22 protein-coding genes and 1 pseudogene are annotated in these 22,478 nt (G+C 69.1%); 11 read left to right on the top strand and 12 right to left on the bottom strand.

The features are described 5' to 3' along the window. Together ACS5PV_RS31950 and ACS5PV_RS31945 are read left to right on the top strand one after the other, a co-directional pair. Positions 1-1,158 (top strand): VapE domain-containing protein (locus ACS5PV_RS31950; RefSeq protein WP_455399339.1); only part of this gene is annotated, 1,158 nt, incomplete at its 5' end. A gap of 214 nt (positions 1,159-1,372) precedes the next feature. Further along, on the top strand, positions 1,373-1,504 hold the full coding sequence (locus tag ACS5PV_RS31945; RefSeq protein WP_455399338.1) for a hypothetical protein: 132 nt from the start codon (positions 1,373-1,375) through the stop codon (positions 1,502-1,504). Between the two features lie 147 nt (positions 1,505-1,651). Here the strand turns inward: ACS5PV_RS31945 and lhpI are convergent, their stop codons facing one another. Next, complete coding sequence (gene lhpI / locus ACS5PV_RS31940) at positions 1,652-3,343, bottom strand: cis-3-hydroxy-L-proline dehydratase (protein ID WP_455399340.1); 1,692 nt, start codon at positions 3,341-3,343, stop codon at positions 1,652-1,654. 346 nt (positions 3,344-3,689) lie between these two features. After that, a complete protein-coding gene (locus ACS5PV_RS31935) occupies positions 3,690-4,616 on the bottom strand; it encodes a LysR family transcriptional regulator (protein ID WP_455399337.1) in 927 nt (308 codons plus the stop codon). Positions 4,617-4,737: 121 nt separating this feature from the next. Between ACS5PV_RS31935 and ACS5PV_RS31930 the strand changes: the two genes are divergently transcribed. The 5 genes and pseudogenes from ACS5PV_RS31930 (at position 4,738) to ACS5PV_RS31910 (ending at position 9,748) form a co-directional block, all read left to right on the top strand. Beyond that, positions 4,738-5,490 (top strand): SDR family NAD(P)-dependent oxidoreductase, encoded by a 753-nt coding sequence (locus ACS5PV_RS31930; protein WP_455399336.1) that lies wholly within the window; start codon positions 4,738-4,740, stop codon positions 5,488-5,490. Positions 5,491-5,611: 121 nt separating this feature from the next. Continuing rightward, positions 5,612-6,496: an amidohydrolase family protein gene (locus ACS5PV_RS31925; protein ID WP_455399335.1), complete on the top strand. Its 885-nt coding sequence runs from the start codon at positions 5,612-5,614 to the stop codon at positions 6,494-6,496. 53 nt (positions 6,497-6,549) lie between these two features. After that, positions 6,550-7,812, top strand: a complete 1,263-nt coding sequence (locus ACS5PV_RS31920; RefSeq protein WP_455399334.1) for a CaiB/BaiF CoA transferase family protein — start codon at positions 6,550-6,552, stop codon at positions 7,810-7,812. Between the two features lie 16 nt (positions 7,813-7,828). After that, positions 7,829-8,692, top strand: coding sequence for an HpcH/HpaI aldolase/citrate lyase family protein (locus ACS5PV_RS31915; protein WP_455399333.1), 864 nt, complete (start codon positions 7,829-7,831; stop codon positions 8,690-8,692). Between the two features lie 52 nt (positions 8,693-8,744). After that, positions 8,745-9,748 (top strand): annotated as a pseudogene (locus tag ACS5PV_RS31910) (TRAP transporter substrate-binding protein). A gap of 129 nt (positions 9,749-9,877) precedes the next feature. Here the strand turns inward: ACS5PV_RS31910 and ACS5PV_RS31905 are convergent. Further along, the gene (locus tag ACS5PV_RS31905; protein WP_455399332.1) at positions 9,878-10,303 is read right to left on the bottom strand and encodes a VOC family protein; all 426 of its coding nucleotides are present in this window, start codon (positions 10,301-10,303) and stop codon (positions 9,878-9,880) included. Between the two features lie 69 nt (positions 10,304-10,372). On the opposite strand from ACS5PV_RS31905, the gene ACS5PV_RS31900 reads away from it, so the two are divergent. Next, the gene (locus ACS5PV_RS31900) at positions 10,373-11,074 is read left to right on the top strand and encodes a helix-turn-helix transcriptional regulator (protein WP_455399331.1); all 702 of its coding nucleotides are present in this window, start codon (positions 10,373-10,375) and stop codon (positions 11,072-11,074) included. Positions 11,075-11,138: 64 nt separating this feature from the next. Here ACS5PV_RS31900 and ACS5PV_RS31895 read toward each other — a convergent pair whose 3' ends face one another. The 3 genes from ACS5PV_RS31895 to ACS5PV_RS31885 all read right to left on the bottom strand — a co-directional run bounded on the left by ACS5PV_RS31895 (position 11,139) and on the right by ACS5PV_RS31885 (position 13,953). Further along, the gene (locus ACS5PV_RS31895) at positions 11,139-12,200 is read right to left on the bottom strand and encodes an adenosine deaminase (RefSeq protein ID WP_455399330.1); all 1,062 of its coding nucleotides are present in this window, start codon (positions 12,198-12,200) and stop codon (positions 11,139-11,141) included. Between the two features lie 215 nt (positions 12,201-12,415). Next, on the bottom strand, positions 12,416-12,796 hold the full coding sequence (locus ACS5PV_RS31890; protein ID WP_455399329.1) for a cupin domain-containing protein: 381 nt from the start codon (positions 12,794-12,796) through the stop codon (positions 12,416-12,418). Between the two features lie 44 nt (positions 12,797-12,840). Continuing rightward, complete coding sequence (locus ACS5PV_RS31885) at positions 12,841-13,953, bottom strand: Gfo/Idh/MocA family protein (protein ID WP_455399328.1); 1,113 nt, start codon at positions 13,951-13,953, stop codon at positions 12,841-12,843. 93 nt (positions 13,954-14,046) lie between these two features. Between ACS5PV_RS31885 and ACS5PV_RS31880 the strand changes: the two genes are divergently transcribed. Then, complete coding sequence (locus tag ACS5PV_RS31880; RefSeq protein WP_455399327.1) at positions 14,047-14,991, top strand: LysR substrate-binding domain-containing protein; 945 nt, start codon at positions 14,047-14,049, stop codon at positions 14,989-14,991. Positions 14,992-15,014: 23 nt separating this feature from the next. Here the strand turns inward: ACS5PV_RS31880 and ACS5PV_RS31875 are convergent, their stop codons facing one another. Further along, positions 15,015-15,902 (bottom strand): SDR family oxidoreductase, encoded by an 888-nt coding sequence (locus tag ACS5PV_RS31875; RefSeq protein ID WP_455399326.1) that lies wholly within the window; start codon positions 15,900-15,902, stop codon positions 15,015-15,017. A 92-nt stretch (positions 15,903-15,994) separates the two neighbouring features. On the opposite strand from ACS5PV_RS31875, the gene ACS5PV_RS31870 reads away from it, so the two are divergent. Further along, a complete protein-coding gene (locus ACS5PV_RS31870) occupies positions 15,995-16,549 on the top strand; it encodes a TetR/AcrR family transcriptional regulator (RefSeq protein ID WP_455399325.1) in 555 nt (184 codons plus the stop codon). A gap of 70 nt (positions 16,550-16,619) precedes the next feature. Here the strand turns inward: ACS5PV_RS31870 and ACS5PV_RS31865 are convergent, their stop codons facing one another. The 3 genes from ACS5PV_RS31865 to ACS5PV_RS31855 form a co-directional block, all read right to left on the bottom strand. Next, on the bottom strand, positions 16,620-17,798 hold the full coding sequence (locus ACS5PV_RS31865; RefSeq protein WP_455399324.1) for an alpha/beta fold hydrolase: 1,179 nt from the start codon (positions 17,796-17,798) through the stop codon (positions 16,620-16,622). 116 nt (positions 17,799-17,914) lie between these two features. Next, a complete protein-coding gene (locus tag ACS5PV_RS31860) occupies positions 17,915-18,301 on the bottom strand; it encodes a tautomerase family protein (protein ID WP_455399323.1) in 387 nt (128 codons plus the stop codon). Between the two features lie 275 nt (positions 18,302-18,576). Further along, complete coding sequence (locus ACS5PV_RS31855; RefSeq protein ID WP_455399322.1) at positions 18,577-19,461, bottom strand: LysR substrate-binding domain-containing protein; 885 nt, start codon at positions 19,459-19,461, stop codon at positions 18,577-18,579. A gap of 120 nt (positions 19,462-19,581) precedes the next feature. Between ACS5PV_RS31855 and ACS5PV_RS31850 the strand changes: the two genes are divergently transcribed. Next, entirely contained in the window at positions 19,582-19,977 is a 396-nt protein-coding gene (locus tag ACS5PV_RS31850) for a tautomerase family protein (RefSeq protein WP_455399321.1), read from the top strand. A gap of 221 nt (positions 19,978-20,198) precedes the next feature. On the opposite strand, the gene ACS5PV_RS31845 is transcribed toward ACS5PV_RS31850, so the two are convergent. Then, positions 20,199-21,146, bottom strand: a complete 948-nt coding sequence (locus ACS5PV_RS31845; protein WP_455399320.1) for an alpha/beta fold hydrolase — start codon at positions 21,144-21,146, stop codon at positions 20,199-20,201. 219 nt (positions 21,147-21,365) lie between these two features. Beyond that, positions 21,366-22,220 (bottom strand): alpha/beta fold hydrolase, encoded by an 855-nt coding sequence (locus tag ACS5PV_RS31840; protein WP_455399319.1) that lies wholly within the window; start codon positions 22,218-22,220, stop codon positions 21,366-21,368. Positions 22,221-22,478 lie beyond the last annotated feature (258 nt).

Raw genomic sequence — 22,478 nt, 5'->3', positions numbered from 1 at the left:
AGCGGCGCGCCGGGCTGGTGGCGCTGCCAGTGCGGGAACCAGCCGTTCCCGCGTGAGGGGTGGGTCAGGTTACGATCGGCGACAAACCAAAAGGTGGGTCAGACTTCAATCGGCGTTGACACCCACAAGCTACCGGCGCCGAGCGAACGCATCACCGACGCGGTGAACCAGTGGATCACCATCAGCCAGCGCCATCGCCTGCAAGACCTGTTCTTCATGATTCGCGGCCCGATCCTGACCAAGGACAAGGCACGCGCCGAAGCCCTGTGGCTCGACATCGCCCACAAGCTCTTCGTGATGACCCCGGAGTGCCCGGACAATTTCATCGTCGCGGTGCTGAAGAAGTTCATGCAGCAGGTCAAGCGCAAGATCCGCGGCCTGCCCGTCAAGGACCACCTCATGCCAGTGATCGTCGGCACCCAGGGCAAAGGTAAGACCACCTTCGTCCAGGCCATGCTCGCCATGATCGAGGAGCTGGTGCTCGGCGTGGACTTCAAGATGATCGAGGACGAACGCAATATCGACATCTGGAAGAGCTACATCCTCTTTATCGACGAGATGGGCTACGCCTCAAAGGCCAACGTGGACACGATCAAGAACGCCATCACTGCCAAGACCCTGACTCGCCGACCCATGCGCACCAACACGCAGGTGACGGTGAAGCAGAATGCCACGTTCATCGGGTGCTCGAACAAGAAGCTCGCGCAGTTGATCAAGGACCCGACCGATATCCGCCGCTTCGTGTCCCTGCTGTTCTCGAACGACCCTAATTGGACGTTCATGAACCAGATCGACTGGCCGCTGCTGTGGGCGTCCGTGGACCACGGAGGTGACGATCCGATCGCACCGTTCAAGGGCCTGCTCGCGACCGCTCAGGAGGATCAGCGCGAACGCGGCCGCGTCGAGCACTGGCTGGAGGAGTTCAAGCCCGAGACCAGCGACACATTCAAGCGCTGCCTCCACAACGGCCGCATCCAGGCCAGCCCCCTGTACGAATCGTTCGTCGAGTTCGAGGAGACGTACTACCGCGGACACATGAAGACCAACATCACCGAGTGGGGTCTGGAGATGCGCCGGCTGGAAGAGAGCGGCCGGAACGAGCGATTCTCGTGGCTCGGCAAGGTCGGTGGGCGCGTGCTGTACGTCTTCAAGGGGTAATAATTGAGGGGAGGTGTCATACAGCTATCCTGGCTTGTTTTTGGCATTTCCCCTCTGTATTTGTCCTTTAATATCACAGCAATGATAGTAAGATAGATATTCTTTCAGTCCTGAGAAATGCCTCAGCAGAAAATAATATAGCAATGCAGAGTGGTAATCTTACTGTCAAAGCTGTCATTCTTTTGTTATTTCTTCTCCCCTCAAGAGTTACGCCATGAACCAAATCAACACGCGCGACCTCGCCCGCGACACCCGCAACCGCGAATCCCGGCGCAAGCCCGTCGCACTACGGATTCGCGAGATCGAGATGCACAAGTCTCGCTTCCCGCTGCTGCTCGATCGCTAACCCGGCCGACCAGATTCCCGTCACCCCCGAAGGACCGCATGGAGTGGAATGCGGCGGCTTGCCAGATGGATGCCGAACGGCCGCATTGCGCCAGAAGCGGCGGTTCAAACATCGACACGCCCGAGTGATTCGGCCGGGTCACCCGCATCAGGCCAGCCAATCCGGCACCGCGACCGGTGCCCGGCCCGAGACGAGCGCATCGGCACAGTCGGCCAGCGTACCGAGGCGCACCGCGCAGCCCGAAAGACCTGGACCGTAATGGGCATATTTGCCCGAGGTCGTGATCACCGTCCTGGCATGGGCCGGGAACACGGGCCGCGAGATCGAGCACCAGCAGAGGTCGGGGATCATCTCGACGCCCGAGGCCGCAAGGCGCGACCGCGTGCCGTCGGCTTCGGCGGCTGCGAGGACCTGCCGCCCCGCCGTGACGATCCCGGCGACGCGGGGATCGCGGCGTCGGCCGCCGAGCGCCTCGACGAGCGCCCGGCACTCGTCGAGCGAGGCGTGGGGGCTGCCGATCGCCACGAGGTCGACCTCTTCGGGGCCCGCGTTCAGTCGCCGCCATCCCGCGGCGAGATCGGCACGGGTGATGACGGTGTGTGGCGCATCGGGAAGGGCTGCACCCTCGGCTTCCGGCGTCACGCCGGCGATATGGAGCATCGCCGCCGCCGCCGTCGTGCCGAAGGCCGCGCAGAGCGCCTTCAGGTCGTCGCGGCCGGGATGGCCCTCGGACAGGCCGCGCAGAAGCGGAACCCGATCTCGGGCGACATGGCCGGCGAGGTAGCCGATCAGCGGCCAGAGCGCCGCGTCCGCGCCGTCCGGCCAGTGGACGTCGATCACGAGGCAGGCCCGACGGTCCGCATCGAGGAACGGCCCGGCAAGGGGCGCGCGTCCCGTGAGGGCGATGCACAGGTCGAGAAAATCGGGATGCTTGGCGGTTCGGGCGCCGAGGACGCTGTTGGCGTAGATCACGGCGTTGGACTCCGACCATCCGATCGCTTCGCCCTCGGCCGGCGGATCGTCGAGGAGGTAGGGCGCGCAGGTGAAGGTCGGGCGGCACCCCATCCGGACGTAGGCGTCGGCGAGCGCCGCGGCCGGAACGCCGAAAGCCGGCGGCACGCCCTGCCGTTCCCAACGCCCGCGGTCCACCGAGATGGCATTCATCGTCGTGGGGACGCGGACGCGTGCCCCCAAGGACGCCATCGCCTCGGCGAAGACGAGATTGGCGGGGCCAGCGTAGATGCAGCCGTCGATATGAGCACGCGTGACATCGGTCAGTCGGGTCGCGCCCTGCTGGCGGCCCATCGCGATGAGGATGCGCATGGCCTGGGCGACAGCCGCACCGCTCTGGCCTGCCAGCATGGATCGGTCTTCGTCCGAGAGGTCGATCGATGCGTCGGATGCGGGAGCGACCGGGATCGCCATGCCGCCCGCGAGGATCGCCTGCGGGGTGATCCGCGCCGACACGTTCGCGGCGAGGGCCAGGAAGGCGGCGAGCGGCAACCGCAGGACGGGAAGCGAGTGGCCGAACATCTCCACCGCCACGAGCGCACCCAGCGTCGCCACGTCTTCGGGTTCGGAGAAGACGAGGGCTGCCGGGGCGCGACCGGCCAGCGCCAGTTCGAGGACGACACCCGAGCCCGAGCACGATCCGCGGCTCGCCGGCATCATCACGATGGCACCTGCGAGTTCAGCGCCGTGCTGCGGATGGTGCGCGTCGATGATCCGTCCCGTCCGAGGATCCACGCCGCCCCAGAAGCTCAAGGCTTCGGACAGGGCGACGACGGGTCCTTCCGCGGAGCCGGGCAGGATCGACAGGGCCGTGTCGTGATGGCTCAAGCGACTGATCCGAACGCCTCCGGCGTCCGGCGGCTGTTGCGCCGCCATAATGAATAAAGCCGAAGCATGATCAAGGCGTCCTGCCGTCCGGGTCTGCAGCGGAGCGGCGATGGCCCGCTCATCGGTCGGCGCCTGACCGGAGGGGGCGGAGCGATAGCCGAGACTCATCCAAAGGACCGCAGAGGGTCAGACTTTCGCACCCGATTGTTCCGCTACGAGCCATACCGGGCTCTGCCCACAAGCTCCTGCATCAGCAGAGCTGCACCGTGAGAGCTAACGCTATCGTGCTGGTCTGAATATACCCTTGGACCGACGGGGCCGCGCAGCAGGATCCGAAGCCACGACCTCACTTGGCTCCGAGCCGCGCGGTCCGCCATTGGCATCGGTTCACCTGGTCCGAGACGACGCGCTGCGTGATCTCGATCATCCTTTGCGCCGGAACCGAGACCTGCCGGTCGGCGAGGCGGGCAAGGACCCAGCCGATCTCCAGGCCGTCGATGGGAGCGATGCAGATCTGTCCCGCCTCGAACCTGTTCCGGAGCGCCGAGTAAGGCAGGATCGTGTAATTCCCGCCATTCGCGACGAGATCGATCATCAGGTCGATGCTGTCGGCTTCGACCCTGAAGGTGGGCTGGTGCTCCCGCTTGGCGAAGTGACGGGCCAGCATGATCCGAACGGCTCCCTGCTGGCTCGTCTGGACGAGAGGGAGTTCGGTGATGACCTCCTTGCGCACGGGCGTATCGGCATCCAGCCCGGAGCCGGCGGGTCCCGCCAGGTAGAGGCTTTCGGACACGAGCGACGTCGCGGCCAGGCCTCCTGGCAGGTCGACCGTCGAGATGATCCCGAGTTCCAGGACGCCGCCCAGGATCCGCTCGCGGATGAGATGAGGCGTGCTGTCGAGGACGTGCAGCGTCACAAGCGGACATTCGCGCTGGAACGCCTCGATCAGGGCGCCCGACAACTGGGACCGGAGCGCGGCCGGCAGGCCCAGGGCCAGCGTGCCCGTCGGCACCCGGGCGCGGGACACGATCTCCAGGCGCACCTGCTCGATGTGGCGCAACAGGCTGTCCGCGTGGTCGCGCAGGACCTTTCCCTCTTCGGTCAACGCAACGCCGCGACCGTGGCGGACGAACAGCACGACCCCGAGTTCGTCCTCCAGCAGCTTGATCTGCCGGCTCAATGCCGGCTGGGTCAGCCGGAGCCGCGCCGACGCGCGATTGAAGCTGCCCGTCTCGACGACGGCGATAAAGCTGCGCAGAAGCTTGGGGTTCACCGAGCTGTAAGAACCTGTTTGAACCGGTAGGTCTATTATGCATTTGATCTCTGAGTGAGAACAGCGGAATCCTCCCATCGGAGCCGAGCGACAACGCCTCGGCCGGCAGGGAGGCGACCGCATGGACCTGAAGCTGAACGGGAAGGTCTGTCTCGTCACCGGCGCGGGCATCGGCCTCGGGCGCGCCATCGCGGTGGGGCTCGCCGCCGAGGGCGCCACGCTGATCCTCGCCGGCCGGCGCCGCGACCTCCTCGAGGGCGTGCGGGACGAGATCGGGGGACCAGTCCCGGCACAGATCGTCCCGGTCGACCTGGCAAGCCCCGACGGACCGGCCCGGCTGGCCGAGGTGGCGCTCGCCGCGTTCGGGCACGTCGATGTGCTCGTGAACAATGCCGGCGGCTCGCGTCCGCTGTCCGGCGAGGCCGATGACGGGGCCTGGGACGAGGCTTTCGCGCTGAACTTCACCGCGGCGCGTCGGCTGACGCAAGGCGTCCTGCCCCGGATGCGGGAGCGGAAGTTCGGGCGCATCATCAACGTCACCGGGGCGCTCGCGTCCCGGCAGCCCAACGCCGCCGCGCCGGCCAAGGCGGCGCTCCTGAGCTGGGCGCGCGGGCTCGCGGGTGAGGTCGCGCCCGACGGCGTGACGGTCAACTGCCTCGCCCCGGGTCGCTTCGACACCGAGCAGATCCGCGACCGGCTGCATCCGACGGCGGAGTCGCGCGAGGCCTTCATCGCCGCCAACATCCCGGTCGGCCGGTTCGGCGCACCCGAGGAGTTCGCCGCGGTCGCGGTGTTCCTCGCCTCCCCGCTCGCCGGCTACGTCAGCGCCGCGCATATCCCGGTCGACGGCGCGATGCACCGGCTGGCGCTGTAGCGCGGCGACTCGCGTCCCGCGACCCGCACCCTCGCGAGACCCACGACGATGCCTGAGCTCGGCCGCCCCGCGGTCGCGATCGATGGCGCTCGACCCGTTTTCGAATCAGGGATGTCTGCCCATGAGAAGCGTCGATACGCATTTCCACATCTGGAATTTGCAAGAGAACTACTATCCCTGGCTCACCGACAAGGTGCAGCCGCGGGTGATCGGCGACTACGCGGCGATTCGGAAGGACTACCTCGTCGGCGACTTCCTCACCGACATCGCCGGCACGGGCGTCGTGAAGGCCGTCCACATCCAGGCCGAGCACGATGCGAGCGACCCGGTCCGGGAGACGCGCTGGCTCCAGGCCGTGGCCGACGACCCCGCCTCGCGCGGCTTCCCGCACGGGATCGTCGCCTACGCGGATCTCGGAGCGGCCGACGCCGAGGAGGTGCTCGCCGCCCATTGCGAGTTTCCGAACATGCGGGGCATCCGGCAGAGCCTGATCCAGCACAAGGTGGACCCCGCCGCCAAGGACCCGCGCGAGTCGCCGGTCTGGGCCGAGAACTTCAAGCTGATGCGCAAGTACGGCCTGTCCTTCGACATCCAGCTCTTCCACCCCAACATGGCGTTCGGGGCGGAGCTGATCGGGGCGCAGCCCGACGTCCAGTTCGTGCTGACGCATACCGGCCTGCCGATGCGCAACGAGCCGGACTACCGCGACGCCTGGCGGGCCGGCCTGCGCCGGCTCGCCGAGCGGCCCAACCTCGCCGTCAAGATCTCGGGCTTCGGGTTCATCGATCGCGGCTGGTCGGTCGAGAGCATCCGGCCGCTCGTGCTCGAGACGATCGACATCTTCGGCACCGATCGCTGCATGTTCGCCAGCAACTTCCCCGTCGACGGCATGTCCCGGAGCTACGCCGCCTACTGGGACGCATTCGGGCGGGTGACACGCAGCTTCAGCGACGCCGAGCGCGAGGCGCTGTTCAGCGGGACTGCCGAGCGCGTCTACCGCGTCTGACGCCCCTCTGCTTCCGGCTCACCCTACGCCCGACCCTTACCGCGGAGGCCACCATGTCGACCGACACCGCGACCACATCGTCCCCGTCCGTCTCAACCCGATCGACCCCGCATGCCCGGGCCGCCGCGGAGGTCCATGCCGTCGGTCCCCTGACCGGGATCAGGGTCCTCGATCTCACGAGCTACCTCGCCGGGCCCTACGGCTGCGCCCTCCTCGCCGACATGGGGGCGGACGTCGTCAAGGTCGAGTCGCCCGAGGGCGACATGATGCGGAACTATCCCTCGACGCTCGCCGACGAGAGCCGCGCCTTCCTGGGCGCCAACCGCGGCAAGCGAGGCGTCGTGATCGACCTCAAGCGACCGGAGGGGCTTTCGGCCTTCCTGCGGCTCGTCGAGACGGCCGACGTCCTGGTCCAGAACTTCCGCCCGGCCGTGCCGGCACGGCTCGGCATCGACTACGAGAGCCTGACCCGGATCAATGAGCGCCTGATCTACTGCGCCCTCACCGGCTACGGCGAGACCGGGCCGCTCGCCAACAACGCCGGCTTCGACCAGGTGCTGCAATGCATGACTGGCCTGTGCACGTTCCAGGTCGGGCCGGGCCAGCCGCCCGAGATCGTCATGGGCTCGGTCGTCGACTACTACGCCGCCGCCCTCGTGGCCTTGGGCGTGTCGGCCGCCCTGTTCCAGCGTCAGCGCGACGGCAAGGGGCAGCATATCGGCGCCTCCCTCCTGAGGAGCGCGCTCGCGCTCCAGCCGGGCCGCTTCGTCTGGGCGGAGTCCGAGGGCCGCGAGGCCAACCGCGACATCGTCATGAAGCCCCTCACCGGCATCCACCCGACGAAGGACGGCTACATCTACATCTCGTCGCATTCGAAGCACTTCTGGAAGGCCCTGTGCGACATCGTCGGGATGCCCGAATACGGTGAGGATCCGCGCTACGATACGATGAAGAAGCGGATCGCCCACGCGGACGTCCTGGTGCCGCGGCTGCGGGAATGTCTGGCCCGGCGGAGTGCGGCGGAGTGGGCGGTTCTGTTCGGCGACCGCGTGCCGAACGCGCCGGTCCGGCCGATCGAGGACATGTTCGACCACCCCCAGGTGCTCGCGCAGGGTCTGGTCGCGACCTACGAGCATCCGGTGGTCGGCCGGTACCGCGCCTTCGCCAAGCCGCTCGCCCTCTCGCGCACCCCGGGCCCGCCCTCCTGCGCGGCGCCGACCTTTGGCCAGCACACCGGCGAGGTCCTGAAGGAGAGCGGCTTCTCGGAGCACGAGATCGCCGCCCTGGAGGACCGGGGCGCGGTGCAGAGCCGCTGACACACGGGGCGACGCCATGCCGATCCGCAGCTTCCTGTTCGCCCCCGCGAACCATCCCCGTCGCGTCGAGAAGTCGTTCACGGTCGGGGCGGATGCCGTGATCCTCGATCTCGAGGACGCGGTCGGCCGCGCCGAGAAGCCCGCCGCCCGCGCCAAGGCGGTCGAGGCCCTGCAGGGGCCGCGCCGCTGCCGCGGTTACGTGCGGGTGAACGCGAGCGAGACCGCGTTCTGCTACGGCGACGTGCTGGCCGTCGTGCAGCCGGGCCTCGACGGGATCGTGCTCCCGAAGGTCGAGGCCGCTGCGGGGCTCCTTACGATCGATTGGCTGATCGGGCAGCTCGAGCGGGAGCGCGGCCTGCCGGTCGGCGGCATCGACCTCCTGCCGATCATCGAGACGGCCCGCGGCGTCAGGGAGATCGACGCGATCCTGGGCTCCGGGAGCCGGGCCAGGCGCGTCGCCTTCGGGGCCGGGGATTACAGCCTTGATCTCGGTGTGACCTGGTCGCGCGACGAGCGCGAGTCCCGCTACGCCCGCGACGTGATCGTGACCGCCTCCCGCGCCCGCGGCCTCGAGGCGCCGGTCGATTCCGTCTTCCCCCGCCTCGACGACGAGGAAGGGTTGCTCGCCTCCGCCCAAAAGGCCTCGGCTGTCGGCTTCCAGGGCAAGATGGCAATCCACCCCAAGCAGATCGAGACGATCAACCGGCTCTTCACGCCGGGCGACGAAGAGGTCGCCTTCGCGCGCCGGATCGTGGCCGCCTTCGACGAGGCCGAGCGCGCGGGAAGCGCGGCGATCCAGCTCGACGGCAAGTTCGTCGACTACCCGGTTGTTTATCGGGCGCGGCAGGTTTTGGAGCTCATCGACAAGCCGAGCGCCTGAAGATCGAAACGATATAGAATGGGAGGCGGGAATGACAGTATCCGACGGGCCGATGCGGCTCAGCCGGCGAGGACTCATCGGTGCCGGCCTCGCGCTCGGTGTGGCCGCGCCGCTCCCTCTCCGGGCCCAGGCGAAGTACTCGCTGAAATACGCGACGAACGTCGCCTCGACCAACCCGCTCAACCTGCGCCTGGCGGAGTGCTTCGCGCGCATCGGGCAGGAGACGAACGGCGCCGTCGATATCAGGCTGTTCCCCGACGGGCAGCTCGGGTCCGACACGGACATGCTGAGCCAGCTTCGGTCCGGGGCGCTCGAGATGATGACGCTCTCCAGCGTCATCATGTCGACCCTGATCCCGTCCTGCGCGATCGTCGGCGTCGGCTTCGCATTCCCGTCCTACGACGCGATCTGGGCGGCGATGGACGGCGACCTGGGCGCGCGGCTGCGGGCCGACATCGCCAAGGTCGGCCTCGTCGCCCAGCCCCGGATCTGGGATCTCAGCTTCAAGGAGTTCACCTCCTCGACGCGGCCCATCCGCACGCCCGAGGACCTGAAGGGCTTCAAGATCCGCGTTCCGCCCGGCCGCCTGTGGACGTCGCTGTTCACCGCCTTCGAGGCCGGTCCGACGACGATCAACATGAACGAGGCCTTCTCGGCGCTGCAGACGCGGGTGGTGGACGGGACGGAACTGCCGCTCACCACCTTCTACTACGCCAAGCTCTACGAGGTGCAGAAATACATCTCGCTGTCGCGGCACATGTGGGACGGGTGGTGGTCGTTGACGAACCGGCGGATGTGGGACGGCCTGCCCGACGACGTACGGGCCGTGATCGCCCGGAACCTCGACCGGTCGGCGCTGGAGCACCGGGCGACGTGGTCCGGGTGGAGGCCGAGATGGCCAAGGAACTGTCCGCGAAGGGGATCACCTTCGTCGAGATCGACCGGAAGCCGTTCCGGGACAAGCTGCAGGCGGCGGGCTTCTACAAGGACTGGAAGGCCCGGTTCGGTCCGGAGCTCTGGGGCATCCTGGAGAAGTATACCGGATCGATCGCCTGATGCGGCCGATGTCGCGCCTGGGATACCGGGGTCGGACCGAGGGGAAACGAACCGCATCGTCTCCGACGTCGGATCGGTCCTCGATCGTGTTGTCGGGCGATCGAACCATCGGAGCCGTCCGGCACGAGGCTATCGGCCGTCGAGCCTCGCGACCGCCTCGGCCGTCACCGGCGTGAAGACGTTGACGAGGTTGCCGTCCGGATCGCGGAAGAGGAGCGAGCGGTTGCCCCACGGCATGGTCGTCGGCTCCTGCACGACGGCCTGCCCGATCAGGCTCGAGAGCCGCGCGTAGGCGGCATCGACGTCCTCGGCACGAAATTCCGTGATGATCGTGCGGTTCGCCCCTCCCCGGGCGATGTCGCCGCCGAACAAAGCCAGGGTGCGCGTGCCGGCGATGGCCAGAGTGCCGCCGGGCGTCGCGATCTCGGCGAAGTCGTCCGTGTAGCGACGCGCGGGCCGCTCGGTCACGGCCTCGTAGAAGGCGATCAGGCGCGGTACGTCGTCGGTGACGATACGGAGCGAAGCGAGGTTCATCGGGGTCGTCTCGGCTGTCATGCCGCTCGGGCGGCACCGGGCGGTTGTAGCCGCGCCCTGCTGCCAGCATGGTGTCAGCAGGAGAAGCCAGTGCGCCGCGCCGACCGCCTGTTCCAGATCATCCAGATCCTGCGCCGCTCGTCCCGGCCGGTCACGGCCGACCGGCTGGCCGCGGAGCTGGAGGTGTCGCGCCGGTCCGTCTACCGCGACGTCGCCGACCTGATCGGCCAGCGCGTGCCGATCCGCGGCGAGGCCGGCATCGGCTACGTGCTCGACGCGGCCTACGACATGCCGCCCTTGATGCTGACCCCGGACGAGGTGGAGGCCGCCGTGCTGGGAGCGCAATGGGTGGCCGAGCGCGGCGACCCCGCCCTCGCCGCGGCGGCGCGCGACCTGATCGCGAAGATCGGTGCGGCCGTGCCCGAGCGGCTGCGTTCTCACGTCGTGGAGGCGAGCGTCGGCGCCCCGCCGCCGCTCGGACTGATGGCGGACGGGCTCGACCTCGCGAAGACCCGCCTCTGGATCCGCCGCCGGCGGAAGATCCGGATCCGCTACCGCGCCGAGACCGCCCGTGCGAGCGAGCGCACGGTCTGGCCGATCCTCGTCGGCTACGCCGAGCGGGTTCGCCTGCTGGCGGCGTGGTGCGAGATGCGAGACGGCTTCCGGCATTTCCGGACCGACAGGATCGTGGCGGCCGACTTCCTCGACGAGCCGCACGGATGCCGGCCGGGTGAGTTGCGCGCGCGGTGGCGACGCCACATGGAGGTCGAGCGCGGCATCCGCTTGCCCTAGGGGACGGGCCGGCGCGTGCCGGATCGTCCGTCACCCTCGATCCGACCGGGACCTGTGATGCCGATCAATCGGCCGAGGATCGGGCCAGGACATCGGTATGCTGCAAGACATCGGCGTGCTGCATGAGGTAAGTGTCCAGCCGCATGAGCAGGGAGCGCCGCTCCTCATCCGTGACGAAGGCCGCCTCGAGGCCGTTGCGGGCGAGGCGCACGATCTCGTCCAGCGACAGGTCGAGGGCGTTGCGGCAGGCCAGGAGGTTGTCCGTCACGTAGCCGCCGAAGTAGGGCGGATCGTCGGAATTGACCGTGACGTGCAGGCCATGCGCCATCAGGGCCTTGAGCGGGTGCGCTGCCAGCGACGGCACGACCTTCAGCCGCAGGTTGGAGAGGGGGCAGACGGTGAGCGGGATGCGCCGCCTCGCCAGTTCTCCGACGAGGGCGGGATCGGCCAGGCAGGCATTGCCATGGTCGATCCGGTCGACCTGCAGCAATTCCAGTGCCTCGCGGACATAGGCGGCCGGCCCCTCCTCGCCGGCATGGACGGTAGTGTGAAAGCCGCGCGCGCGGGCGGCCTCGAAGAAGCGGGCGAACTTGGAGGGCGGGTTGCCGTTCTCAGGCCCGCCCATGCCGATGCCGATGATGCGGTCCTTCCAGGGCATGACCTGATCCAGCACGGCCAGCGCGTCCCGCTCGGTGCGGTGACGGTGGACGCTGATCATCAGGCCGGCGCTCACGCCGTCCCGGCGGCGCGCCTCGTCCATCGCGGCGAGCACGCCGGACATCAGCGCCCCGATCGGGACACCGCGCTCGGTGAAGCTCTGCGGGCCGATGAACAGTTCCGCGCGGATCACCCCATCCGCGTGCGCCCGACGCAGATAGGCGCCGGTCGCGTCGCGAAAATCGTCTTCGGTGACCAGGACCTTGCAGCCCTCGAAGTACAGGTCGAGGAACGACTGCAGGTTCTGGAACCGGTAGGCGGCCCGCAGGGCGTCCGCCGTCTCCCAGCGCAGCGTCACGCCGTTGCGGGCGGCGAGGTCGATCATCAGCTGCGGCTCGATGCTGCCCTCGATGTGCATGTGCAGGTCGGTCTTGGGCAGGCCGCGGACGAAATCTTCGACGCCGATCATATCAGGAAGGCCTTCCCGGACATGCAAATGCGGGCGTGTCTCCCACGCCCGCCCACGCGTGAGAAGCGGCGATGCGAGAGGGGGTGCCCCGTGTCCGCCGCCCGGTCGGGGGATCGGGAATACCGGGGAGATGAAGGCTCGTCCGGCCGGAACCCACCTGGCTCGGCCGATGCTCGGCGCGCGAAAACCGCGGCGGATCCCCGGCGCCCCCGATCTCAGCGCCCCTCCCGCCCGGTGTAGAACGACCGCATGTCCTCGGGTGGGGTCGTGACCGTGAGGTACACGAACGGCACCGGGCCGGTATTCTCGATGCCGTGCACCGTACCGGGCGGCGTGCGGATCACGTCGCCCGCCCGCATCGGCTGTGCCGCCGCGCCGTCGTCCAGCAGCAAGGCGGCCTCGCCGGCCTCGACGATCCAGATCTGCTCGGAGCGCGGATGGCTGTGCCGGGTCGAGACGGCCCCCGGCTCCATCGTGACACGGGTGATCGTGGCCTGCGCGTCGGGCGCCGAGTCGGGCCACACGATCTGCGCGGAGCGTTTGCCCGGATTGTGCAGGACCGGCGCGGCGGCGATCGTGGTCCGGTGGATGGTCATGGTGGTCTCTTTCCTTTGCGGGGCCAAGACGCGCGGCCGCGGCGTCAATCCGCCTGGATCTGGCCCGACGGCGTCAAGCCGCGGGGCCACTCCCCGCCCGGCACCCGCCGGCCGTCCTGCGACGCGGTGAGCGCGTCGGCGCACAGCCGGGTCAGCCGCACGGCGTCGTCGAAGCCGGGCGCGGTCCGCGAACCGTCCCGGATGTCGTCCCTGAGCGCGGCATAGAGATGCGCGACGTTGACGGCCGGATCCGGCAGGTCCGCGCGCAACCCCTCCGCGACCTCGACGGGCCGGCCGTTCAGCGCGAGCGCGAGGCGGCCGCTCTGGAAACCGCGGGGCGCGCCGCCCGTCAGCGCGAGGGACCCGATTGAGCCCAGGACGTCGAGACGGAACGTGCTGTCCTCGCCGCGCCCGCCGACCACCTCGACGGACAGGCCGGCGCCGGATGCGAGCCGCGCGAGCAGCCGGACGTCGTCGGGGATCGACCGGCGGTCGATTCGCGGGGGATCGCCGACCGCGACCTCCGGGTACTGCGTGGTGAACAGGGCCGAGACATCAGCGAGGGGACCGAGAATCGCCGCGGCCGCGTCGAGCGCGTGGCCGCCGTGGATCGCGAGGTGCGTCGCGCCATTCCGAGGATCGTCGAGATAGGCGTCGGCCTCGCCCATCTGCGGCCCGAACGCCATGGTCTCGGCGGTCAGCCGTGCGCCGAGGACGCGCCCGATCGCCCCGGAGGCGACGAGCCCGGCGGCGTGCCGCAGCGCCGGGTTCAAGCGGGCTTGCAGGCCGACCGCCACGCGCGAGGCCGAGGCGGCGGCCGCGTCGTGCAACGCCTCCGCCTCGGCGAGGTCGCGGCCGAGCGGCCACTCGCAATAGACGTGCTTGCCGGCTTCCAGCGCGGCGAGGACCAGGTCGCGATGGGCGGGAACGCGAACGGTGACGGCGACGATGTCGACCGCGGGGTCCGCGATGAGCGCGCGCGCATCCGCGTAGGCCCGGGTCCCGAAGGCCGCGCCGGCCGCGGCCGCCGATTCCGGCCTCGTGGTCGCCACGGCCCGCAGCGCGAGCCCGGGGACGGCCGCGACCGCCGGAACGTGGGAGATCGACGCCCAGGCCCGTCCGGGGACCGCACCGATAATGCCGATGCCCAAGGTCATGATCGCTCTCCTCGCTCCAGGGCTATCCGCCTCCGCCTCGTCATCTAGTTTCGTGGCCTTGCGTGGATAATCGACCGTCCTGTCGGTGATGTAATGACGCCAAAGCAGCAATCGAGCGACGGGGCGCCCTATGCCGAACTCCTGGCCTTCGTGGCGGTCGCGCAGGCGCTGTCGTTCACGCGAGCGGGTGACCGGATCGGGCGCGATCCGACGATCCTGTCCCGCCGCGTCCGCGCGCTCGAGCGCCGCCTCGGCGTCCGGCTCCTGGAGCGCACGACGCGAATGGTCGCCCTGACCGAGGCCGGAGCCATCTACCTCCAGCGGGCGCAGGCGATCGTCGAAGCAATCGAGGACGCCGACCGGGAGGTCGCCGATCTCGGCGGCGGCGCGCCGCGGGGCCACCTGCGCCTCGCCCTGCCCGGCGCCTTCGGTCGGCTCTGGCTCGCGCCCCTCCTCGTCGAGTTCCTGCGCGCGCACCCGCAGGTCACGGTCGAGGCCGATTTCTCCAACCGCGTCGTCGACCTCGTCGGCGAACGGTTCGATCTCGCGGTCCGCATCGGCGCACTGACCGATCCGCGGCTCGTGGCCCGCAAGCTCGCCGCGCGCCGCCGCGTCCTGTGCGCGGCGCCGGCCTATTTGAGCCGTCACGGCTGCCCGGAGCGCCCGAGCGACCTCGGCATGCATGCCTGCCTGGTCTACGGCGCCACCGCGCCAACACGTTGGGACCTGCAGGGCGAGAATGGAGCGAGCGCACAGGTGCCCGTCACCGGGCCGCTCCTCACCGACGACCTCGAAACGCTGACCCGGGCAGCGGTCGCCGGCCTCGGGGTCATCCTGGGGTCGGAATGGCTCCTCGGCCCCGATCTCGCCGCCGGGCGGCTGCGACGCGTGCTCCCGGACTGGTCGGTGCCCGATGGCGGAGCGATCTATCTCCTCTCGCCTTCGGGCACGCGGCACGCCTCGAAGACGCGTGCCTTCGCGGATTTCCTCACCGAGCGCCTGCGCGACCCGCCCTGGCTGGCGAAGCCGCCCGCCTAGGTGCGGATGCGGGTGACCCGCCGCTACCGCGAGTAGTCCGGGCGCTCGATGTCGGCCACGATGCCGGGCTGCTCGGGGCTCCAGCCGAGGGCCCGCCTCGTCCACGCGCCGGAGGCCGGTCCGTCATGGGCGACCCAGGTCGCCAGCGGCCCGAAATGCGCCTCGGCCTGCGCCGGCGTCAGCGGCCGGGCGGGCAGGCCAAGCTGGCGGCCGATCGCCTCCGCGATCTGCCGGAACGGCACGCCCTCCTCGGCCACGGCGTGGTAGGCTTCGCCACGCGCACCCCGTTCGAGCGCCAGGCGGTAGACCCGTGCCGCGTCCAGGCGGTGGACCGACGGCCAGCGGTTCGCGCCGTCGCCGACATAGGCCGACACGCCCGTGTCGCGGGCGACGGCCGCGAGCATCGGTACGAAGCCGTGCGTCTCGCCCTGGCCGTGCACGGAGCGCGGATTGCGCACCACGCTGGCGTGGAGGCCGCGCTCGGCAAGCGCGAAGGCGGTCTGCTGCGAGGCGCGTGGGAAGGCAGGCGTCACCGCGGGCCGGTCTGTCTCCACGGCGCTCTCGCCCGTCCGATGCAGGAAGCCGTCGGTGACGACGATCGGCCGGGTCGACCCGGCAAAGACTTCGCCGAACATCTCGATCGCTCTCCGGTCCTCGGCCGCAAGCTCCGCGATGCGCGCGAGATCGAGGCCGAAGGCGGTGTGAATGACGCCGTCCGCTTCTCCCGCGCCCCGGCGCAGGACGTCGAGGTCGTCGAGCGAGCCGACCAGCGGCGTGCCGCCGAGGGCGGCGAGCGCGACGCCCTTGTGCGGCGAGCGCACCAGGCCGACGACCTCGTGGTCCGCCGCAATCAGGTCGCGCGCGATCGCCGAGCCGATCCAGCCGCTCGCTCCCGTCAGGAATACGCGCATCGCAGCCTCCTTGCCGCTCCGGGCGGGACGTGGATATAGTATGTGTCAGTGACTGACATAGGCAAAATGTCAGTCACTGACAAGAGGGGGCCATGGCGCGAACGTCATCGGCGGCGCGGATGCGCCTGCAGCAGGCGGCGGTGGAGCTGTTTCGCGAGCACGGCTTCGAGCGCACCACGGCGGCGGAGATCGCCGCACGCGCCGGCGTGACCGAGCGGACCTTCTTTCGGCACTTCCCCGACAAGCGCGAGGTGCTGTTCGACGGCCAGGCCGTACTGGTCGAGGCGCTGACCACATCGGTCGCCGGTGCGCCGGCCGGGCTCGGGCCGCTCTGCACGCTGTTTCGCGCCTTCCGTTCGGTGACGCGGCTGCTCGAGGACAACCGCCCGTTCTCCAAGCCCCGGCAGGAGGTGATCTCGGCGACGCCGGCCCTGCACGAACGCGAACTGGCCAAGCTCGAGACGCTGTCGGACTCACTCGCCCTCGCCCTGCGGGCACGGGGCGTACCGGATCTCGAGGCCGCCCTGGCGGCGCAGGCCGGCATTGCCGCCTTCGCCCACGCCACGCTCGCCTGGCTCGAGGACGACGAGGTGACCTTGCGCGGACGCCTCGACCAAGCCGAGCGAGCGCTGAGGGCCCTGCTGTAGCCGGGCGCGGCTCCTCCTCGCCGAACGGCACCCTCGCGGCGATGGCTCGGACGGGCCTCGCCGCGCGCCGTCAGCGCGGTGCGCCCGGCCCTCGCAGGAAGGCCAGCACTGCGGCGGCGAAGGGCTCCGGCCGCTCCTGCTGGACCCAGTGGCCCGCCCCGTCGATGAAGACCACGTCGGTCATCCGCGGGCAGGCCGTCCGCATCCGCTCGAGCGCGCCGGGCTTGCGGTAGCTGCCCCAATCGGCGGCGCCCGACACGAACAGGGCCGGCACCTCGATCGTCCGGCCCGAGAAGAGCGCGATCTCCGAGCGCCCGATCGGACCCGTGTGGCAGCGGAACCAGTTGAGCGCGCCCTGGAAGCCGGTGCGCCGGAAGGCCCGCACGTAGATGTCGAGATCGGCGTCCGGCAGCCAGGTGTTGGCGGCAACCTGCTGCGGGCTCGGCGCGTCGGGTGCCACCGTGGCGGACATGCCGAGCGCCTGATCCATGATGTAGTAGGTCGGGAGCTGAGCGAGTTCGGCGGCGGAGCCGTTCGGCAGCGGGCGCGGGTGGTTGCCCGGCCAGTCCGCGCTCTTCACGTGGAAGTAGGCCCGCAGGAACGCGGGCAGGCCCTGCGGCGGGTGGAGCATGTCGGCGGCCGCGCCGGGCGAGGCGAAGAACGCCATGCTGTCCTTGCGAGGGCTCGGCAGCGCGGCGAGTTCAGCCGCGAGCGACGGGCCGGGCGCCGCGGAGGCCCGCCCGGCATCGTCGAATGGGAGTGCGGGCGGTCCGTCGAACGGGAAGCTGACCATCACCAGGGACCGGAAGACGTCCGGACGGACCAGGGCGCCGTAGGCGGCGACCATCGATCCGACATCGTGGCCGATCACGGCCGCGGCCGAGCGGTAGCCCAAGGCGAACACGATGCGCAGGGCGTCGAGCGCGTAGGCGTGGGTGCGGAAGGAGGCGAGGTCGCTGTCGTGGCGTCCGTCTCGGCTGCCCTCCCAGCCGGTCGTGCCGCCGTATCCGCGTTGATCGGGTGCGACCACGTGGAAGCCGGCCTGCGCGAGCGCCGGCATCACCCGGCGCCAGCTCCAGGCCAGCTCGGGGAAGCCGTGGAGGAGCAGCACGAGGGGCCGGCCGGGCGTCTCGAACCCGGCTTCCAGGATCCGCACGGTCATGCCCTCGATGCCGTGCAGCAGGCGCTGGCGGAGGCCGGGGCGTACCGGATAGTCGTCGTGCGTGTCAGGGGTCGCCTCAGGGGTCATGACGGGTCCTCCGCTCGCTAGGCGGCCGGCATGCTGGCCGGATTCCACAGGGCTCCGAGCGCCAAGGTGCATGGAGCCGATCGATGGGCGCCCCTCCGAGGTGTTCCGGGAGCCTTTCAGCGGTGCTGGGCGCGTTGAGCCTGCGTCAGGCCGCCATAGCCCCAGCTCGCCTTCGGCACCTCGTGGACGACGACGTAGGAGACGTCGGCGAGGCCCGAGCCGAGGACAGTCCTCAGGAGCCCGTACGTCTCGGCGATGAAGCGCGATGTCTCCCCGGGCGTGTTCGTCCCGGCGCTGATGACGGCATCCACCTGCGCGGCGCTCGCGACCGGTGCGCCGCCGACGCTCCAGCCCGCCAGCGGCACCTCCTCGACCAGCACGCCGACCAGCGGGCCGACCTTGCGGAGGATGTCGACCATCAGGGCGGTGACGCCCGTCTGGATCGACGCGATCTGGCTCTGCGCGAGAGGTTGGCCCGCCACCTTGACGTTGACGAAGGGCATGACAGCGCTTCCTTCCGTTCCCGGTCGCTCCTCGCGGCCAGTCCGGAGACAGGGCTATCGGCCGTCGTCAGTTCGGTAAATTTGAAAAATCAGAAATCAAACTTCCAAAAAATCGAACACATGATACCTCGCTGGGCCCGCTTCGTCATGTTGGGCACCCGCCCGCGCGTGGCCTTCCGACCCTGCGTGCCCGTCTCTGCGAAGGTCTTTCCGGTCCCACGAGCGAGGATCGGACAGGGCGCGGCAGGCGATCGGGGCCGAGGCGCCCTCAGGCCTCATGCGACATGCTCCCGGATCGTCTCGAGGAAGATCTCGCTGAGCCGCGCGACGGCGGGCGACGGCTCGGCTTCCGCCTGATGAAGCGTCAGCGTCGCGTTCGGCAGTGCCGGCAGGCCGGTCGAGGCGGGATCGAGCACGCGCAACGTGGTCGGCAGGCTGACGGCCGTCCGCGCGGTGATGCCGAGCCCCCCTTCGGCCGCGGCCCAGAGGCCCGAGAGGCTGGGGCTCGTGAAGACGAGGCGCCACGGCACGCCGCCTTCGTCCAGGGCGGCCACGGCCGCGGACCGGAACGTGCAGGGCGGCGCGAAGGCCGCGAGCGGCAGCGGCTCACGGCCTAGGCTCGCGAGGCCCGGCCAGTCGGCCTGGCCGACCCAGTGGATGGGCATCGCGCCGACCCGCCGCGCGTGGGGAGCGTCGCCGCCGTCGCCCCAGACCAGCGCGATGTCGAGCTCGCCCTTCAGCGTCTTCTCGATCAGCTGCGCGCCCAGTCCGACCTGAACCTCGATGAGCACCTTCGGATAGGCGCGGGAGAATCGCTTGAGCACGGCCGGAAGCCAGCTTTCGGCGAAATCCTGCGCGAGGCCGAGCCGCGCCCAGCCCTCGAGGTCCGTGCCGCGAAGCCGGTCGACCGCCTCGTCGTTGAGATCCAGCAGCCGCTTGGCGTAACCGATCAGGCTTTCGCCGGCCGCCGTCAGGGCGAGCCCGCGCCCGGCCTTCTGCACGAGAGGCTGCCCGACCTGCTCCTCCAGCTTCCGGAGCTGCGTGCTGACGGCGGATTGCGACCGGCCCAGACGCTCTGCGGCCCGGGCGAAGCTGCCGAGTTCGAACCCGGTCACGAAGGTCCGGAGCACGTCCATGTCGAGGTTGATGCGGGCTGCCATCGTTCGATCTAGCCGATGCGTATCTTCGAAAAATTCAAATTTTCAGAATGATCGTGACCTCCTAGGGTTTGTGCGTCAAGTCCGCGACCGCGTGGCGACATCCCTCGGAGAAAGCTCCTCATGCCCCTCGTTCGCATCTCGCTCATCACAGGAAAGTCGCCCGAGCACATCCGTGCCATTTCCGACGGCGTCCACCGCGGTTTGATGACTGCCTACGGCGTGCCGGCCGACGATCGCTTCCAGCTCATCCACCAGCACGCGCGGGACGAGTTGCTCTACGACGCCGATTACCTCGGCCTGCACCGCACCGACGAGATCGTGGTCGTCAACATCATTGCCGGGAACTGGCGGGACACGGCGCAGAAGAAGGCGCTCTACCGGGCGATCACCGACAACCTCGTCGAGAACCCCGGCCTGCGCCCGGAGGACGTGCTCATCGTGCTCTCGCCCAACGCTCGGGATGAGTGGTCCTTCGGCAACGGCCTTGCATCCTACGTCAAGCACGACGCGGCTTGACCGTTCCCCGGCAGCATCGAACGCCGCTCGCTCGAAACCCGCTTGGTCCGCTGTGCGCCATATGCGGACTTCCGGCGTACAGCAGCACATGAGCTGCTTGCCGCTTGTGAGCGGACGTTGCAATCGTCGGCGAATACTTTCGAAAGTGAATGCTGATGATAGCGTCGCCGTCGTCCTGATTGCATCCTTGCTGTGCTCGTGGTCGAGTGGTAGTCGTCCGATCACGGTACCGTGGCAATGATACGGCCGAGGAAATCCCGAGTCAGTCGCGCGACGTCGTCCGTAGCCTCGTCCAATGCGAAGTGCCCGGCATCAAGGATATGAAGTTCCGCGTTCGGCATATCACGCAGATAGGCCTTCGCTCCTGGCACGATGAAGGAGGGGTCGTAGCGACCCCAGAGGATGAGGGCCGGCCGCGGATGCTTGCGCATCCAGGCTTGCCAGGCCGGGTAGGATGCGACGTTCGTGCGGTAGTCGTAGAGGAGTGCCGCCTGGATCTCCCGCTCGCCCGGGCGACCCAGGATGGCGTGCTCGTCCCTCCATGTGTCCGGGTTGTAGCGCTCGGGATTGGGGCTCGTCCCGAGGTGGCGCTGCTTGGCACCCTCGAGCGAGGTAAAGGCGTCGACCTGCTCGGGATGGGACGTGGGATCGGCCCAGTACCGGGCGATGCCCTGCCACTTGGCGCCGAGGCCCTCCGTGTAGGCGTTGGCATTCTGGATGATCAGCGCGCTCACCCGCTCGGGGCGGGCCATCGCCATGCGGAAGCCGACCGGGCCTCCATAATCCTGCATGAAGAGCGTGTATCGTTCGAGACCGAGCTGAGCGACCAATCCCGCCATCGTCGCCGCCAAGTTGTCGAACGTGTAGGCGTATTGCGCGGGCGATGGCGCCTCGCTCTGGCCGAATCCCGGGTAGTCGGGGGCGATCAGGTGGTAGCGGTCGGCGAGCAGTGGCAGCAGCGAGTCCCATTGCCGCGACGACGACGGGTAGCCGTGCAGTAGCAGGATAGTGGGCGCGTCCCGTGGACCGGCCTCGCGGTAGAAGATGCCGACGCCGTCGACCGCGACGCGATGGTACGTCGTCGTGGCCGCAATCGAGGGAAGCGGCTGCGGAGAGCTCTGTCCAAGCATCAGGGCAGTGACGGCCGCAAGGATTGTCCCTGTCGTCATGGTTCGCCTCCTCGAAAGGTCTCACGGTCCGGTTGGTGAAGAACGACGGGGACGTAGGCTGGCGCGCCGAGACCCCCGCCCCACGTTCATTGCGAGCCCCCAGCGAGGTACCGGATCGCGCCTGGCACTCAACGGAAAGCTTCCTTTCCGGGACGATTGTCTTGCCCGGACCGACGAAAAGTCAGGATGGAGCTAGCCGCGCCGTCCTGACAATCCTCTTCAGGCATGCAGGAAGTCCGCGATGGCCTCCGCGATGACAGCGGCATGCGTTTCCAGGGCGAAGTGCCCCGTGTCGAGGAACCGGATCTGGGCATCCGGGATATCGCGCCGGAACGCCTCCGCGCCGGCCGGCAGGAAGAACGGATCGTTCCGGCCCCAGATCGCCAGCAACCTCGGCCGGTGCGTGCGGAAATAGGTCTGGAAGGCGGGGTAGAGCGCCACGTTGCTGGCATAGTCGCCGAACAGGTCGAGCTGGATCTCGTCGACCTCCGGCCGCTGGATGTACCAGGCGTCGAGGGCACTCCCGTCCGGCGAGACCAGCGACGTGTCGGGCACGCCGTGCTCGTACTGCCAGCGGATCGAGGCGGGGGTCAGCAGGTCGCGCAGGGCCTGCCGGTTGGCATCGCTCCGGTCCCGCCAGTAACGCTGGATCGGGTTCCACCCCTCGCTCAGCCCCTCCTCGTAGGCGTTGCCGTTCTGCGAGATGAGGGCGGTCAACCGCTCCGGGTGCGCCATGGCCACGCGAAAGCCGGTGGGCGCGCCGTAGTCGAAGACGTAGAGCGCGTAGGTTTTCAGCCCCACTACCTCCGTGAAGCGGCCGATGACCGTCGCGAGGGCGTCGAAGGTGTAGGTGAAGCTATCGCGCGGCTTGACCTCCGACAGGCCGAAGCCCGGCAGGTCGGGGGCGACGAGATGGAAGCGGTCTGCGAGCAGAGGGATCAGGTCGCGGAACATGTGGCCGGACGAGGGGAAGCCGTGCAGCAGCAGGAGCGCCGGCTTCGCGGGGTCGCCGGCCTCCCGGTAGAAGATCGAGAAGCCGTCAACGTCGGCGGTGCGATAGGTGATCCGGGTCATTGTTTGCCCTCCGGTGCGGGCGTTGCAGCCTGTGCTGCTCGCCGTCGGTACGGCCTGGATACCGGCTTGCGCCTGTCGGTATAATCGGGCTTATCCGAGAGTGACTGTTGCCGGAAACGAGAGGGCGTGATGGATTGAACCGCTCCGGGTTTTTCGGAGGCTGTTTGTCTTGGGTTCAGGCGGCCAGGGCTTGGTCGCCGACGTGGGTATGATAGCGCGCTTCGGCCTCGGCGGGAGGGACGTTGCCGATCGGCGCGA

Source organism: Methylobacterium sp. Gmos1, from assembly GCF_053764715.1.
The sequence above is the reverse complement of the archived record's forward strand: the minus strand, read 5'-3'. Positions and strand labels throughout refer to the sequence as shown.

Coding starts and splice junctions, on each gene's coding strand:
- ACS5PV_RS31945 (WP_455399338.1), top strand. CDS start 1,373: ATGAACCAAATCAACACGCGCGACCTCGCCCGCGACACCCGCAACCGC.
- ACS5PV_RS31930 (WP_455399336.1), top strand. CDS start 4,738: ATGGACCTGAAGCTGAACGGGAAGGTCTGTCTCGTCACCGGCGCGGGC.
- ACS5PV_RS31925 (WP_455399335.1), top strand. CDS start 5,612: ATGAGAAGCGTCGATACGCATTTCCACATCTGGAATTTGCAAGAGAAC.
- ACS5PV_RS31920 (WP_455399334.1), top strand. CDS start 6,550: ATGTCGACCGACACCGCGACCACATCGTCCCCGTCCGTCTCAACCCGA.
- ACS5PV_RS31915 (WP_455399333.1), top strand. CDS start 7,829: ATGCCGATCCGCAGCTTCCTGTTCGCCCCCGCGAACCATCCCCGTCGC.
- ACS5PV_RS31905 (WP_455399332.1), bottom strand. CDS start 10,303: ATGACAGCCGAGACGACCCCGATGAACCTCGCTTCGCTCCGTATCGTC.
- ACS5PV_RS31895 (WP_455399330.1), bottom strand. CDS start 12,200: ATGATCGGCGTCGAAGATTTCGTCCGCGGCCTGCCCAAGACCGACCTG.
- ACS5PV_RS31890 (WP_455399329.1), bottom strand. CDS start 12,796: ATGACCATCCACCGGACCACGATCGCCGCCGCGCCGGTCCTGCACAAT.
- ACS5PV_RS31885 (WP_455399328.1), bottom strand. CDS start 13,953: ATGACCTTGGGCATCGGCATTATCGGTGCGGTCCCCGGACGGGCCTGG.
- ACS5PV_RS31880 (WP_455399327.1), top strand. CDS start 14,047: ATGACGCCAAAGCAGCAATCGAGCGACGGGGCGCCCTATGCCGAACTC.
- ACS5PV_RS31875 (WP_455399326.1), bottom strand. CDS start 15,902: ATGCGCGTATTCCTGACGGGAGCGAGCGGCTGGATCGGCTCGGCGATC.
- ACS5PV_RS31870 (WP_455399325.1), top strand. CDS start 15,995: ATGGCGCGAACGTCATCGGCGGCGCGGATGCGCCTGCAGCAGGCGGCG.
- ACS5PV_RS31865 (WP_455399324.1), bottom strand. CDS start 17,798: ATGACCCCTGAGGCGACCCCTGACACGCACGACGACTATCCGGTACGC.
- ACS5PV_RS31860 (WP_455399323.1), bottom strand. CDS start 18,301: ATGCCCTTCGTCAACGTCAAGGTGGCGGGCCAACCTCTCGCGCAGAGC.
- ACS5PV_RS31855 (WP_455399322.1), bottom strand. CDS start 19,461: ATGGCAGCCCGCATCAACCTCGACATGGACGTGCTCCGGACCTTCGTG.
- ACS5PV_RS31850 (WP_455399321.1), top strand. CDS start 19,582: ATGCCCCTCGTTCGCATCTCGCTCATCACAGGAAAGTCGCCCGAGCAC.
- ACS5PV_RS31845 (WP_455399320.1), bottom strand. CDS start 21,146: ATGACGACAGGGACAATCCTTGCGGCCGTCACTGCCCTGATGCTTGGA.
- ACS5PV_RS31840 (WP_455399319.1), bottom strand. CDS start 22,220: ATGACCCGGATCACCTATCGCACCGCCGACGTTGACGGCTTCTCGATC.